11 protein-coding genes are annotated in these 14,389 nt (G+C 63.8%); 8 read left to right on the top strand and 3 right to left on the bottom strand.

Translation table 11 applies throughout. The features are described 5' to 3' along the window. The first annotated feature begins 61 nt into the window (after positions 1 to 61). Positions 62 to 994 carry an isoaspartyl peptidase/L-asparaginase gene (locus HWV23_RS01200; RefSeq protein WP_178288650.1) on the top strand — a complete coding sequence of 311 codons (933 nt, stop codon included), beginning with the start codon at positions 62 to 64 and terminating at the stop codon, positions 992 to 994. 78 nt (positions 995 to 1,072) lie between these two features. Next, on the top strand, positions 1,073 to 2,437 hold the full coding sequence (gene cofH / locus HWV23_RS01195) for a 7,8-didemethyl-8-hydroxy-5-deazariboflavin synthase subunit CofH (protein WP_178288649.1): 1,365 nt from the start codon (positions 1,073 to 1,075) through the stop codon (positions 2,435 to 2,437). On the opposite strand, the gene cofG is transcribed toward cofH, so the two are convergent. After that, positions 2,430 to 3,536, bottom strand: coding sequence for a 7,8-didemethyl-8-hydroxy-5-deazariboflavin synthase subunit CofG (gene cofG / locus HWV23_RS01190; protein WP_178288648.1), 1,107 nt, complete (start codon positions 3,534 to 3,536; stop codon positions 2,430 to 2,432). The genes cofH and cofG overlap by 8 nt on opposite strands. A 364-nt stretch (positions 3,537 to 3,900) precedes the next feature. On the opposite strand from cofG, the gene HWV23_RS01185 reads away from it, so the two are divergent. From HWV23_RS01185 to HWV23_RS01170, 4 genes are read left to right on the top strand one after another with little or no spacing between them, the layout of a single operon-like run. Next, positions 3,901 to 4,713 (top strand): DUF502 domain-containing protein, encoded by an 813-nt coding sequence (locus tag HWV23_RS01185; RefSeq protein ID WP_178288647.1) that lies wholly within the window; start codon positions 3,901 to 3,903, stop codon positions 4,711 to 4,713. Beyond that, positions 4,710 to 5,129: an archease gene (locus HWV23_RS01180; protein WP_178288646.1), complete on the top strand. Its 420-nt coding sequence runs from the start codon at positions 4,710 to 4,712 to the stop codon at positions 5,127 to 5,129. The genes HWV23_RS01185 and HWV23_RS01180 overlap by 4 nt, the downstream gene beginning before the upstream one ends. 56 nt (positions 5,130 to 5,185) lie before the next feature. Then, the gene (locus tag HWV23_RS01175) at positions 5,186 to 6,688 is read left to right on the top strand and encodes an RtcB family protein (RefSeq protein ID WP_178288645.1); all 1,503 of its coding nucleotides are present in this window, start codon (positions 5,186 to 5,188) and stop codon (positions 6,686 to 6,688) included. A 4-nt stretch (positions 6,689 to 6,692) separates the two neighbouring features. Then, positions 6,693 to 7,919: a lactate racemase domain-containing protein gene (locus HWV23_RS01170; RefSeq protein WP_178288644.1), complete on the top strand. Its 1,227-nt coding sequence runs from the start codon at positions 6,693 to 6,695 to the stop codon at positions 7,917 to 7,919. Here HWV23_RS01170 and HWV23_RS01165 read toward each other — a convergent pair. Continuing rightward, positions 7,916 to 10,705 carry an ATP-dependent helicase gene (locus HWV23_RS01165; protein WP_178288643.1) on the bottom strand — a complete coding sequence of 930 codons (2,790 nt, stop codon included), beginning with the start codon at positions 10,703 to 10,705 and terminating at the stop codon, positions 7,916 to 7,918. The genes HWV23_RS01170 and HWV23_RS01165 overlap by 4 nt on opposite strands. Before the next feature lie 87 nt (positions 10,706 to 10,792). On the opposite strand from HWV23_RS01165, the gene HWV23_RS01160 reads away from it, so the two are divergent. Together HWV23_RS01160 and HWV23_RS01155 are read left to right on the top strand one after the other, a co-directional pair. After that, positions 10,793 to 11,557, top strand: a complete 765-nt coding sequence (locus HWV23_RS01160) for an MBL fold metallo-hydrolase (RefSeq protein WP_178288642.1) — start codon at positions 10,793 to 10,795, stop codon at positions 11,555 to 11,557. A gap of 184 nt (positions 11,558 to 11,741) precedes the next feature. Next, a complete protein-coding gene (locus tag HWV23_RS01155) occupies positions 11,742 to 11,972 on the top strand; it encodes a HalOD1 output domain-containing protein (protein ID WP_211693297.1) in 231 nt (76 codons plus the stop codon). Between the two features lie 37 nt (positions 11,973 to 12,009). Here the strand turns inward: HWV23_RS01155 and HWV23_RS01150 are convergent, their stop codons facing one another. Beyond that, positions 12,010 to 14,199, bottom strand: a complete 2,190-nt coding sequence (locus HWV23_RS01150; RefSeq protein ID WP_178288640.1) for a PAS domain S-box protein — start codon at positions 14,197 to 14,199, stop codon at positions 12,010 to 12,012. Positions 14,200 to 14,389: the final 190 nt, after the last annotated feature.

The raw sequence follows: 14,389 nt of genomic DNA, 5'->3' as shown, positions 1-14,389 counted from the left end.
GCGGCCGTTCGGAACCGTGCGAGGCACAACGCGTAACTCGCCATCGCCCCGAGTCAGGGATATGCGCGTTATCGTCCACGGCGGTGCCGGAAGCCCGCCCGACGAACCCCAAGAGCGACAGGCGGTACTCGACGAAGCGGCCGCGGCGGGCGCCGACGAGGAAGACCCGACCGACGCGGTCCGAGCCGCCATCCGAACGCTGGAATCCGACCCGTGGTTCAACGCCGGCGTCGGGTCGGCCGTTCAGTCGGACGGCTTCATCCGGACCGACGCGGGTCTGATGACCGACGACCGCGAGGCCGGTGCGGCCTGCAGTATGCCCGGCGTCGAGGCGGCTATCGACGTGGCTCGCGTCGTCAAGGAGGAGACACCGCACGTCCTGCTGTCGGGCGTCCACGCCGTCGACCTTGCCGAAGCCTACGGCATCGAGACGGGCGTCGACCTGTGGTCCGACCGGATGCAGGAAAAGTGGGACGACCTCGAAGAGTACCCCAAAGGCGACAAGAAGGGCCACGCCGAGTGGGTCACCGAGCGGTTCGGTGGCGACCCCGAAGGCAAGCAGGGCCTCGATGCAGGGACGGGGACAAGCACGGAATCCGACACCCCCGCGGACCGCGACCACGACACTGTCGGCGCGGTCGCGACCGACGGCGACAACATCGCCGCGGCCACCTCGACGGGCGGCCGATGGCTCGCCCTAGCCGGCCGCGTGGGCGACGTCCCGCAAATCGGCTCCGGCTTCTACTGCTCGGAAGTGGGCGGCGTTTCGGCGACCGGCGCCGGCGAGGACATCGCCCGCCTGAACCTCTCCCGTCGCGTCAGCCAGTTCCTCGAGGACGGTCTCGACGCACAGGCGGCGGCCGACGCCGCCCTCGCCGAGTTCGGTGACCTCGTCGACGGTTCCGCGGGCGTCATCGCGATGACCCCCGACGGCGACTACGGCGAGGCCTACAACAGCGACGCGATGCAGACGGCCGTCGACGGGAGCCTCTGACCCCGGCGAGGAAGCGAATCGATTGACCGAATCGCCGGTACCCGTGGGGGTTTTCACGCTCGAAAAGAAGGAGGTGATATGGATGCGTTCGAGGCGTCGGCGAACGTCCCCCGCGAGGAGTTCGCCTTCGACCACCGGCCCGAAACCGACCAGTCCTTTGAGAACGCCTTAGCGAAGGCGCGGGCCGGCGACCGCCTCGATATCGATGACGGCATCGAACTGCTGACGACCGGTACCGACACTGAGGGCATCGACCTCCAGCGGAAAGAGCGGGTCCTCGAAGCCGCCGACCGCCGCCGCGCCGAGGTGGTCGGCGAGGAGGTCACCTTCGTCGCCAACATCAATAACAACGTCACGACCGCCTGCAACGTCGGCTGTCTGTTCTGCAACTTCAAGGACGCCGCCCAGCGCTTCGAGGCCGACTACGAGGGCGAGAACGCGGGCTTCACGAAGACGCCCGCGGAGTCCCGCGATATCGTTTCTGACGCCGTCGACCGCGGCGTCTACGAGGTGACGTCGGTGTCGGGCCTCCATCCCGCCTTCGCCCTCGACGAGGAACACCGGGAGATACTGGAGGCCAAGACCGAGTCGCTCGCAGAGGCGGGCGAGTTGAACTACAAGCCCCCGGCAGCCTACGAAACCAACCCCGGAACCTACGTCGAGCAGATGGAAGCGATGAGCGCCACGGGTGCGCACGTCCACTCGATGACGCCGGAGGAAGCCTACCACGCCCGCCGCGGCACCGACTGGTCCTACGAGGAGGTCTTCGAGCGTCTCAAGGACGCCGGCCTCGATTCGGTGCCGGGGACGGCCGCCGAAATCCTCGTCGACGAGGTTCGGGAACTCATCTGTCCCGGCAAGGTCGGCGCCGACGAGTGGGTCGAAGCGATGGAAGCCGCCGCATCGGTCGGCCTCGATACCACGGCGACCATCATGTACGGCCACGTCGACAACGAGGCCCACCGCGCGATGCACCTCGACCGGATTCGCGACCTACAGGACGAGACCGACGCAATAACCGAGTTCGTTCCGCTCTCCTTCATCCACCACGACACGCCGCTGAAGGAGCGCGGCATGGTCGAGGACGGCGCGACGACCGACGAGGACGAGTTGATGATTGCCGTCTCGCGACTCTATCTCGACAACGTCGACCACATCCAGTCCTCGTGGGTCAAGTACGGCGACACGCAGGGTCTGAAGATGCTGAACTGCGGGGCCGACGACTTCATGGGGACGATTCTCTCCGAGGAGATTACGAAGCGCGCGGGCGGCGACTACGGCGAGTTCCGCTCCTTTCAGGAGTACGCCGACATGATTCGCTCCATCGGCCGCGTGCCCGTCGAACGGTCGACCGACTACGAACAGCGCCGCGTCATCGACGATGAGGCCGACGTCGGGCCGAAACTCGGCCCGAACGCCGACGGGACGCCTCTCCTTAGGTAGAAAACTTCGCCGCTGCGCCATCGCTCAGTCGCTCCCGATAACGCCGACTAGCATCGGTTTCGCCCCGGAGTTCGCCTTCGATGCGCTCGGAGAGCCACCCTTCCTCGATGAACCGCTCGTGGACCGGCAGGCGTTCGGTGAGGGGGACGCCCGCTTCCTCGGCGATATCCTCCAGTTCGCGCAGGGCGGGCCACTTGTAGTCGGGATTGATGTGGTCGTCGGTGACCGGCGAGACGCCGCCCAGATCGTCGACTCCGCAATCCAGCAACTCACCGACGGGCGCGAGGTTCGGCGGCGACTGGACGCTAATCTCGTCGGGCAAGGCGAACCGGGCCATCGCCGTCACGCGGCGCATGTCGTCGATATCCGGCGACCCCTCCTGCCAGCGCTCGTTGTTCACGACAGGCTGGATGATGACTTCCTGAATGTGGCCGTACCGCTCGTGGAGTTCGCGGATGGCGAGCAGGCTTTCGGCGCGGTCCCGCCAGTCCTCGCCGACGCCGACGAGGATGCCCGTGGTGAAGGGGACGCCCAACTCGCCCGCCACGGCCAGCGTGTTGAGCCGCTGGCCGGGATTCTTGCTTCGGGGGCCGCCGTGGGCCTGCACCTCCGCCGTGGTTTCGAGCATGACGCCCATCGAAGCGTTGATGTCGGCGACCAGTTCCATCTGCTCGCGGGTCTGGTCGCCGGGGTTGGAGTGGGGAAGCAGGCCGCAGTCAAGCGCGATTTCGCAGGCCTCCCGGAGGTAGCTGTGAATCGAATCGTGGCCCCACTCCTCCAACTGCTCGTGAATCCGGGTATAACGGTCGTCGGGGTCGTCGCCGAACGTAAACAGCGCCTCGGTACAGCCGGCGTCGGCGCCGCGCTCGCAGATGTCCCGTACTTCGTCGGGTGACAGCAGCGAGGCCTGCCCCGGCGGGTCGTAGTAGGTGCAGTACGTGCAGGTATAGCGGCAGGCGGTCGTCAGCGGGACGAAGACGTTCCGCGCAAAGGAGAGTTCCGGCGCGGCATCGACGTCCTCGGGGCCGACATCGAGCAGTCGCTCGACGGCCGCATCCTCGACGGTTATCTCTCGGTCGTAGGCTTCGGCGCCGAACACACCCACCCCTCAGCGGGTGAGTGCATTAAAAGGCTCGTCGCGGGCCGACGAGCGCGGACTCGAAGCGGGACCGTGACGACCCGGTCTGGCCAGGGTGCCCTCGACGCCACGACCGGGTCGTCAGGCTTTCCCACGCGAGGAACCCCCTCGCACCGTTCTGTTCTCACGGTGCGGTCAAAATGTTTGGCACTCCGACAAAGGCGGTGTTCGGAGACGATACCGATTCTGAATATTCGGTGTCGACGGGCTCGGTTCACTGCCGGCAACTGGCGTCGCCCCTCCGCATTCGTATGGTCTCAGCCCCCCGAACACGATTGCCCGAGGCTCCGCAAGGCTTTCACGTAGCCCCCGAGTTCGTTCTCGCATGCCGTCTTCGCCGTCCGATATCGAGGCCGCCGAGAAGGTCATGTCGGAGCGTCCGGACCCCAAGGAGGTCCTCAGACGGTCGTTCATATCGGGGTTGGCCATCCTCCTGCCGCTCGTCGTCACGCTTCTGGTCATCTCCTTTGTCATCAGCTTTATCGCCAACGCCCTGTCGCCGTTCGTCGGCGCCGTCCAGCAGACGCCGCTGTTCGGAACAGACAGCGACTCCCTGATCCTCTCGCTGACCATCGTCATCTTCCTCATGCTCGTCATCGCCATCGGGCTGGTCGCCGAATACGGCTCCGAAAGCGGCCGCATGAGTTCGCAGTTCGACGCGTTCATGGAGTCCGTCCCCGGAATCGGCTCGGTCTACACCAGTTTCAACGAGATGAGCGACCTCCTCCTCGACTCCGACACCGACAGTTTTCAGGACGTCAAACTGGTCGAATACCCCGGCGAGGACTCCTACGTCGTCGCGTTCAAAACCGCCGAAACGCCGCAGGTCGTCGCCGAGGACACCGGTAACGAGGACATGATTACGCTGTTCATGCCGATGGCGCCGAACCCCGTCATGGGCGGGTTCGTCATCCACGTCTCTCAGGAACGCGTCGTCGACGTCGACCTCACCGTCGAGCAGGGGATTCGCTCCATCGTCACCAGCGGCGTCGTCTTCGGCGATGAATCCGACGACCTCGCCGACCTCGACGAGGAACAACTCCGCCAACTCAGCAACGTCAATACCATCGACGACATCAAAGGCTCCAACCTGGGCGAGAACCGAACTTCGGATAGCCCGACCAGCGAGGACCGATGAGTTTCACTCTCAGAGAGCACACCGCCGATATCGCCGTCGAAGCCACCGGCGACTCCCTCGATGCGGTGTTCGCCGACGTCGCTGCTGGACTCACTGCCGCCCACTGCGAGTCGGTGCCTGACCCCGAGGCTGTCGACGCCGAGCGCTTTCCCATCGGCCTGCAGGCAGAATCCAAGGAGGCGCTGCTCTTCGATTATCTGGACGAACTCATCTACGAGCGCGACGTTCGTGGGGTCCTGCCGGCCAACCACGAGGCGCGGGTCCACTGGAACGGTGACTGGGTGCTCGAAGCCTACGCCCACGGCATTCCGCTGGATGCCGTGGCCGCCCGCGAAATCAAGGCCGTCACCTACTCCGAGATGGAACTGGAGGAAACGACGGAGGGCTGGCGGGCCTACGTCGTCTTCGACGTCTGATTCGCGGACGGCGCCGGGTCGTAACTTATTGGGCCGCGCGGAGCGAACCCGCAGGTATGACTACCTTCGAAGCCGGCGATATCACGCTCCACAAGGTCCGGGATTACGTCTGGGAAATCCCGCCCGAAGGCGGCATGCGCGTCCCGGCGCGCGTCTTCGCCAGCGAGGCCCTGCTGGAGGAAATCGCCGACGACAAATCGCTCGAACAACTCAAGAACACGACCCACCTGCCGGGTATCGAGAAGTACGCCATCGCGATGCCCGACGCCCATCAGGGTTACGGCTTCCCCGTCGGCGGCGTCGCGGGCATCGACGCCGAAAACGGCTGTATTTCGCCCGGAGCGGTCGGCTACGACATCAACTGCGGCGTCCGGATGGTCAAGACGGACCTCACCTACGCCGACGTGCAGGGCAAAGAGGAGGAACTCGTCGACGCGCTGTTCGACGCCATCCCCTCGGGCCTCGGCGGCGGTGGGGTCGTACAGGGCGATTCCGATACAATGGAGGCGATTCTCGACCGCGGCATGGACTGGGCCCACGAGGAGGGCTACGCCGTCGCCGAGGACCTCGCCCACTGCGAGGACGAGGGCGTCCGCCACGATTCGGACCCCGACGCCGTCTCGAAAAAGGCCAAGGACCGCGGCCGCAATCAACTCGGCTCGCTCGGGTCGGGCAACCACTTCCTCGAAGTCCAGCGCGTGACCGACGTCTTCGACGAGGACATCGCCGAGGCCTACGGCCTCCGGAAGAACCAGGTGGTCGTCCTCATTCACTGTGGCTCCCGTGGCCTCGGCCATCAGGTCTGCAACGACTACCTCCGGGACATCGAACAGGCCCACAGCGGCCTGCTGTCGAAACTGCCTGATAAGGAACTCGCCGCCGCGCCCGCCGGCTCCCAACTCGCTGAAGACTACTACGACGCGATGTGTGCGGCCATCAACTTCGCATGGGTCAACCGCCAACTCCTCACCTACCAGACACGGATGGTCTTCGAGGACGTCTTCGACGAGGACTGGGAGGACCTCGGGATGGACCTGCTCTACGACGTGTCCCACAACATCGCCAAGAAGGAGGTCCACGAGGTCGGGGTCGGGCCGGAGGGCCGACCGGTGGGAGACGGCGAAGCCGTCGACCGCGAGGACAAGGAACTGTTCGTCCATCGCAAGGGCGCGACGCGGGCGTTCCCGGCCGGCCGCCACGAGGTGCCCAAGGCCTACCGCGACGTCGGCCAGCCGGTCATCATCCCCGGTAGCATGGGCGCCGGCTCCTACGTCCTCTGTGGCGGCGAAGAGTCGCTGGACATCTCCTTTGGTTCGACCGCCCACGGTGCCGGCCGCCTGATGAGCCGAACGCAGGCGAAAAACGAGTTCTGGGGCGGCGACGTTCAGGACGACCTCCGAGAACAGGAAGTCTACGTGAAAGCCCAAAGCGGCGCGACAATCGCCGAGGAGGCGCCGGGCGTCTACAAGGACGTCGACGAAGTCGTCCGGGTCAGCGACGAACTCGGCATCGGCGACAAGGTCGCCCGCGTCTACCCCATCTGCAATATCAAGGGCTAATCCGATGACCGATTTCGAGGTCCCCCTCGGGGACGGCACGATTTCGGTCGCCCTTCCCGACTGCGACGTGACGGTCGCCGACCCGCCGGGCGGCGAGGCCATCGACGTCAGGGGGGCTGCGGAGGCGGCACTTCAGGAACCGAACGGCCCGAAACTCACCGAATACGTCGCCGCCGACGACACTATCGCCATCGTCGTCACGGATATCACTCGCGCGACGCCTGACGACACCCTTGTCGACGTCCTGCTGGCGGAACTCCAGCGCGTCGGCGTCTATCGCGAGCAGGTGACCATCGTCGTCGGACTGGGCCTCCATCGGCCGATGACCGACGAAGAACTCGCTGAGATGCTTGGCGAGCACGCTGACCTCGCCGTGAATCACGACCCTGAGGATACGGTCGAAGTCGGCGAGATTGACGGGACGCCTATCGAACTGAACCGCCGCGTCGCGATGGCCGACCGCGTGCTCTCGACAGGGATGGTCGAACCCCACCAGTACGCCGGCTTCTCCGGCGGCGGCAAGACGGTTGCCATCGGCGCCGGCGGCGAACCACTAATTCGCTACACGCACGGCCCGGATATGCTCTCACAGGAGGGCGTTCGTCTCGGGCGCATCGATGACAACCCGTTCCGCGAGGCCGTTGACGAGGCCGGAGACCTGTGTGGACTGGATTTCTGTCTAAACGTCACTCACGGACCTGCCGGTATTCTGGACGTAACCGCTGGCCTGCCGCGACTCGTCGTTCGGGGCCTCGCAGAGAGCGCTCAAGCAGCGCTGTCGGTCGACATCGACGACGAATACGACGCCGTCGTCGCTGGCGTCGGCTCGCCGAAGGACGCCAACCTCTATCAGGCGACCCGCGCGGCGACCTACGTGATTCTCGGCGCCAACAACCCGCTCCGAGCGGGGGGTCGCGTCGTCGTACCGGCCGAACTGCCGGAGGGCGCTGGCGAAGGGACCGGTGAGAAACGATTTTATAAGTGGCTCTCCAGCGCCGAAAGCGCCGAGGCGCTCTACGGAGAGATGCGTTCTGGCTACGAACCGGGCGCTCAACGCGCCTTCGTCGTCGCGCGAGCGCTCCGGGACCACGACGTCTACGTGACGAACAGCGAAGCGCCTGACGTGGTCGGGGACTGTCTCATGCACGCCCGCGATTCGGTCGAGGACGCCATCGAACCGGGAAGCGACGTCCTGGTCGTCCCCGACGCGCTGAATACGCTGCTTCGTTAGTCGGTGCCGGCGCTCACGCCGCTCGTTTCGTCGCTCTCGTCGATTTCCTCCATCACGCGGTCGTGGAACTCCTGCAGGACGGCCGATTCATCCTCGGCCAGAACCACGTCGCTTGCCATCAGCGTCGCGAGGCCGAAGGCCCGCGGCGTCGGCGTGTCGACTTGCTGGATGGCCACGTCGATGTTCCCCGACGCGACGCCCGCGACGAAGGTTTCGACGGCGCCAACGGCGAGTTTGTCCTCCAGGATCTCGCGGTAGGTCTCCTCCATGACGGCGAAGTTCTCCTTGCCCTCGGCGAACCCGAGCAGCATCTCGCTGGAGACCTGCTGTTGGCTGGCGGACTTCTCGTGGCCCTTGTACCGCTTCAGAATCATCAACGAGCGAGTAGCATTGATGCGGAAGTAACGCTTGAGCAGGTCGGTCCCGTCAAGGGCGGCCCGGAGGTCCGAACGCACGTCCTCGGGGTCGATATCGGCGATGATGCCGTCGATGTCGACCTTTCGGTTGAGCGGCATCGAGAGGGTGAATCCGTGGTCGGCGACGGCCACCTTGACGTTCGTGTTGGCCTGTTGGGCACACCGATAGGCCAGCAGTCGCGAGAGGCCCTCGTTGAACCGCCGGCCGTAGTTGGCGTGGACGTAGTAGTTGCGCCGGTACTCCTCCCGGTCGAGTTCGACTTCGATAGACAAGCGCTGGTCAGTCGAGACGCTCCCGATGCCGGCGTAGTCGACCTGTGCCTCGAACATTCGCGTGATAGCGCGGACGGTGTTTTCGTCCAGCGGGAACTCCCGGAGCCATCGGCGGACAGCGGAGGCACCCCTGTCTTCGAACCGCGTCAGCAGTTCGCGCTGGAAGGTCAGAATCTCGCGGCCGAGGTCATACGAGAGGGGCAATCGCTCGGAGAACCACGATGGCACGGTCGCGCGAGCGCTCGTGCGGTCGACGTAGACGTTCGACCCGCGGCGATAACTGTACTCGTAGTTCGACCCGCCGAGGACGAACACGTCGCCCTTTTCGAGCGTGTCGAGGTACTCCTCGTCGAGTTGGCCGACCCACTCGTCGCCCGAACGGACGATGACGTCGCAACTGAACGAGTCGGGGATGGTCCCGATGTTGGTCATATAGATGACCCGCGCGAGGCGGCCGCGCTTGCCAACCAGCGGCGTTCCGGGGGCGAACTCGTCGTAGTGATACTCCCCGCCCGGTGGGTCGTTATCGTCCCGCCAGACCTTCGGATAGACGTTCTTGTCCTCCATCCCGTCGTAGTCGGCCGTCAGATAGCGGAACAGCGACTCGTAGTCGGCGTCGTCGTAGGCACGGTAGGGGTAGCCGCTCCGCAGCGTCTCCCGGATTTCGGCCTCCGGAAGCGGGCCGTTGATGGCCATGCCGTAGACCTGCTGGGCGGCGACGTCCTGTGCGTTCTCGGGGACGAACACGCGGTCGACGAACCCCTCCTCGGCCTTTTTAAGCATGACCGCACACTCGACGAGTTCGTCGCGGTCCAGCGCGATGACGCGACCCTTGACCGTCTGTCCGAGTTGATGGCCGGCCCGCCCCACGCGCTGGAGCATCGCGGCGACGGATTTCGGCGAGCCGACCTGCACCACCAAATCGACGTGTGGCATGTCGATGCCCAGTTCGAGCGACGTCGAAGTCGTCACCACGTCCAACTCGCCGCTTTTGAGACCTTCCTCGATACGCTTCCGTTCGCCCTTCGACATCGACCCGTGGTGACACCCGGAGTTCGACTCGTCGTAGTCGCCGCGCTCCCGGAGGTTAGTGAGGACGCGTTCGGCACCTGACCGCGTGTTCGTGAAGACCAGCGTGTTGGTGTGGTCGGCCACGAGGTCGTCGAGTTGCCCGTAGAACCGCTCGGAAACTACGTCTCGCGGCGTATTGATGAGGTCGTCCGTCGGACAACTCAACTCGATATCGAAGTCCCGGACGAAGCGGGCGTCGACGATGTCGTACTCCCGGGGCGTCCACTCGCCGGATTCCTCGTCGTAGGTGCCGCCGACGAGGAACTCGCCCATCGTGTCGAGCGGTTCGACCGTCGCCGAACAGCCGATTCGCGTCGGCGAAGTCTCACAGAGGCGTTCCAGCCGTTCCAGCGACACCGAGAGGTGCGTGCCGCGTTTGTTCTCCGCCAGCGAGTGAATCTCGTCGACAATGACGTATTCGACCGTCTCCAGTTTCTCCTTGAATTTCGGGCTGTTGAGCAGGATGGCCAGCGTTTCCGGCGTCGTGTTGAGGATGTGCGGCGTCTCCTGCAGCATCTTCTGGCGGTCGCTGTCGCTCGTGTCGCCGTGACGGATAGCGTGGCGGATTTCGACCGACTCGCCGCGGTCGTCGAGTTTCTCTGTGATGCCGTCCAGCGGTTCGCCGAGGTTTCGGTGGATGTCGTTGGCGAGGGATTTCAGCGGCGAGATGTAGAGGCAGTAGACGCTGTTGTCGAGGCCGTCCTCGCTCTCGGCGCGGTCGAAGAGGTCGTTGATAATCGCGGTAAAGGACGCGAGGGTCTTGCCGGACCCCGTCGGCGCACAGACCAGCGTGTTCGTTCCGTCGTCGATGCGGGGAATCGCACCCTTCTGCGGGGGCGTGAAGAAACCGCCGTTGTCGGGGACGAACGCGCCGAACTGCTCGATCCACCACTCCCGAACGGCCGGGTCGAGGCGGGCGAACGCCTCGGCGTCGTCTATGTCGACCGACTCGGTGTCGTACGCGAAGTCGTAGCTGTCCAATAGCCGACGCGAATCGGCCTCGGCTTCGGCGCCCTCGGTCCCCATCTACGAATCACGAGGGCCCGGACGGGCAAGTGGGTTTTGTCGCGCCGCACCACAGGGCACTTGCCGCCGGCCGTCGACGCTCCGACCATGCGCGTGACTTTCCTCGGGACGGGTGCGGCGATGCCGACCGGCGACCGGGTCCAGACCGGCCTTCTCTTGGAGGACCCCGACGGCAGCGCCGACCCCCTGCTGGTCGACTGCGGCAGCGGCGCACTCCATCGCCTCGCCGAAACCGACGTGGGCTACGAGGGCATCGGCACCGTTCTCCTGACCCACCACCACCTCGACCACGTCTCGGACCTCATGGCACTCCTGAAAGCCCGCTGGCTGGCCGGCGAGACCGACCTCGAAATCGTCGGTCCCGAAGGGACTCAAGACCTCGTCGAGGACCTGCTCGGCGTCCACGACTACATGGAGGGCCGCTTCGACCTCACCTTTCGCGAAATCGGCCCCGGCGAGCATACCGTCGCCGGCTACGATATCGAGGCCAGCGAGACGATTCACTCGATGTACTGTCTGGCCTATCGCTTCGAAACGGAGGATGCCGTCTTCACGTTCTCCGCGGACACGGAGGCCAGCGACGCGATTGCGGATCTCGCCGATGGCTCCGCGGTCCTGCTGCACGACTGCTCGTTCCCCGACGAGGTCGACGTCGACAACCACCCGACGCCGACGCAACTCGGCGAAACGCTTGCTGGCCACGACATCGGCCGCGTCTACCTGACTCACCTCTACCCGCACACGCAGGGCAAACACGACGAGATGATTCAGGCGGTCGAAGCCAACTTCAACGGCGACGTGCGAATGGCCCGCGACGGCCTGACCATCGACCTCTCGAAGCGGGATGCGTAGTTATCGGTCGGGGGTTCGGATAGGCGGGGCTGATGAATCGACACGGTCGGAGTTGCGTACCGAGTGACCGATGCTCCGATAGATGCCTCCGTCTACTCCCTCGTCTTGGCTTCGCTGGCATCGCGGTAAATACGGATATCTATCAAAACTAACTTGCCGCTCGGAGCGTATTGATAAGCAAGGAGTGACGCTTCTACCTGAACTTACTGCGGCGGTTGCGGACGCGAAAGACAAGGAGCCGGAGGAGTTGGAAATCGTCCTCGAAGACCAGATCTCTACGGAGGCTATCCGGCGTTTGGACGACCATGAGGACGATTCATGGGTTCTCCAGTTCGAACTCCCGAACCATGCCGTACAAATCGAAGGGGACGGCGCTATCATCGTAGACGGTACACAGAAACGAACGTTCGCCTGACGCTCTTGGTGGTAAGGCGGCCGGTTAGCTGGCTCCTTTATCGACTGGTTTGGCCCAGTTCTATCTCGAAACGCGCACCGCCGGAGCCCCGATTGGCCGCTGCAATCGTCCACCCGTGGGCCTCGACGATCTGTTCGACGATGGCTAACCCGAACCCGGTTCCATCATCGGCCGAATATCCCCACTCGAACAACCGGTCACTGTCCGTGTCTGGCAGTCCCGGCCCATCGTCCTCGACATAGAACCCATCACCCTCGGCCAACGCTCCCACGCGGATAGTCACGTCACTCTCTCCGTGTTCGATGGCGTTTCGGAACAGGTTCTCGAAGAGCCGCTGTACCCGTTGACGGTCGCACTGAACCGACGGTGAATCCGCCATATCGAGCGTCGCTGCGCTATGCTCGACAGAATTCCACGCTTCGACAGCGACGTCCTGTACTGATACTGTCGTCGTGTTCGTTACCCTGTCTCCCTCACGGGCCAGTGTCAGTACGTCATCGATAATCGAGTCGGTGCGATGCAGCGCCTCCTCTACCTTGTCGAGGTCGGCACAGTCGTACTCTTGTTGTGCCAGTTCGAGATACCCCTGTGCGACGCTGACCGGACTCCGGAGGTCATGTGAGAGAACGCTGGCGAACCGTTCGAGCCGCTCGGTCTCCCGTTCGAGGTCCTGCTGGCGTCGCTTCTGATCGGTGATGTCCGTGGCGATTCCGCAGGTCGCTTTGATTTCGCCTTCGTCGTCGTAGACTGGCCCGCTGAGTGTCTTATACGTCCGGGTGTCACCCGCAACGGAGGCCTCCTCCTCAACCTCGATGACACCTTCCGCGTCGAGTACTCGCTGCTGGGTTTCGTGTGCCTGGTCGGCGAGCGGTTCCGGGAAAACCCCCGTCATGGGTCGGCCCTCCACCATCTCATCCGAACCCTCCAGCCCAGCTATCTTGCGGGCAAACTCGTTCAAGAGCAAAATTTCGCCATCGAGGTCCCACATGAAGACACCGGAGGGAACTGTTTGCAGAATCGCCTCGAGGCGGTGGGCGGTTTCCCTGAGTTTCTGCTCACGCGCTTTACGCTCGGTTATGTCCCGAATAATGCCAGTGAAGTAGTGGTCACCGCCGTGTTCGTATTCGCCAAACGAAATCGTGACGGGTACCTCGGTGCCATCGGCGTGAACGCCGGTCAGTTCGATATACTCCCAATCGAGGCTGCGCTCGCCATCTCGGAGATAGCGTTGCAAGCCTCGAAGGTGGTCTTCGGCCATGTCATCCGACATGACCTTCGTGATGGATTCACCGATCAGCTCGTCGGGACTATAACCGAATATCCCCGAGACTGCCGGGTTGACGTCTTGGATTATACTCTCCGTGTCCATTCTGACAACGGCGTCTGAGGCCGTCTGTGTCAGGGTTCGATAATGCTGCAACTGTTCCTTTCTGTCCTTCCGGTCGGTAATGTCGGCCATCGTCCCGACCATCAGTACCGGGTCGTCGTCTTCGAAGAGGAGCGTTCCACGCTCGCGACACTCGGCGAAGGTCCCGTCCTCCCGTTGGAACCGGTACTCGACCGAATATTGACCGCGGTCGTCGGTCAGTTCATCGAAGGCCGCTTTATCCCGCTGGAAGAGTTTGTCGTCGTGTTGGCGAATCCGGTCACGGTCATCGGGATGTATCCGCTCGAAAAACCACTCCCTGTCGAGGTCCGTATCGGGGGCGTATCCGAACTGTTCGATGCCGTCGCTGAGCGTAACCGAGTTCGATTGTGGGTCAACCGTCCAGAAGGCGTCGGTTGCTGTTTGGGCGACCAACTCGTATTTCCGTTCCAGTTGGCTGGCTCGTTGTTGTGCGCGGTATTGGCTGACCGTGTTTTCGATACGGTTGGCCAGCACGGTGAAGTTGCTCTTTTCGCCTTCCTTCTGAATGTACGAGGAGACGCCGGCTCTGATGGCTTTTTCTGCGACGTCTTCGGAGCCTCTGGCAGTAAAGAGAATGAATGGAAGTTCGGGTCTGGTCTCACGAACGGCCCTGAGAAAGCCGAGACCGTCCATGGTGGGCATTTCGTAGTCACTAACGATGCAATCGATGGGTTCCTCGTCCAGGCGAGCAAGGCCGCCGTCAACATCCGTTTCCGTGAGAACGGTGAAGTGGTCGTCGCGTTCGAGGGAGGCCGCAGTCATATCGGCAAAACCGGCGTCGGCGTCGACGCAGAGAACCCGTATCGGCGCTACACTCATTGCGGTTGGTAGTCCTCAGGTCCGTAAACAAGTTGGGGCCATTACATGCTTTGTCTCGTGACGAATGGCCCGATAAACTCTCCCGATTTCGAGAGGTCACCCGGTTTCGACCGCGGGATACCCGACATATCCCCCGCGTACAGCAACCGGTCTGGAACACGAGTGCTGTACGAACCGCCACATGCATCCC

This window comes from Natronomonas halophila, from assembly GCF_013391085.1.
GTDB lineage: Archaea > Halobacteriota > Halobacteria > Halobacteriales > Haloarculaceae > Natronomonas > Natronomonas halophila.
The sequence above is the reverse complement of the archived record's forward strand: the minus strand, read 5'-3'. Positions and strand labels throughout refer to the sequence as shown.

Coding starts and splice junctions, on each gene's coding strand:
- HWV23_RS01200 (WP_178288650.1), top strand. CDS start 62: ATGCGCGTTATCGTCCACGGCGGTGCCGGAAGCCCGCCCGACGAACCC.
- cofH (WP_178288649.1), top strand. CDS start 1,073: ATGGATGCGTTCGAGGCGTCGGCGAACGTCCCCCGCGAGGAGTTCGCC.
- HWV23_RS01185 (WP_178288647.1), top strand. CDS start 3,901: ATGCCGTCTTCGCCGTCCGATATCGAGGCCGCCGAGAAGGTCATGTCG.
- HWV23_RS01180 (WP_178288646.1), top strand. CDS start 4,710: ATGAGTTTCACTCTCAGAGAGCACACCGCCGATATCGCCGTCGAAGCC.
- HWV23_RS01175 (WP_178288645.1), top strand. CDS start 5,186: ATGACTACCTTCGAAGCCGGCGATATCACGCTCCACAAGGTCCGGGAT.
- HWV23_RS01170 (WP_178288644.1), top strand. CDS start 6,693: ATGACCGATTTCGAGGTCCCCCTCGGGGACGGCACGATTTCGGTCGCC.
- HWV23_RS01165 (WP_178288643.1), bottom strand. CDS start 10,705: ATGGGGACCGAGGGCGCCGAAGCCGAGGCCGATTCGCGTCGGCTATTG.
- HWV23_RS01160 (WP_178288642.1), top strand. CDS start 10,793: ATGCGCGTGACTTTCCTCGGGACGGGTGCGGCGATGCCGACCGGCGAC.
- HWV23_RS01150 (WP_178288640.1), bottom strand. CDS start 14,199: ATGAGTGTAGCGCCGATACGGGTTCTCTGCGTCGACGCCGACGCCGGT.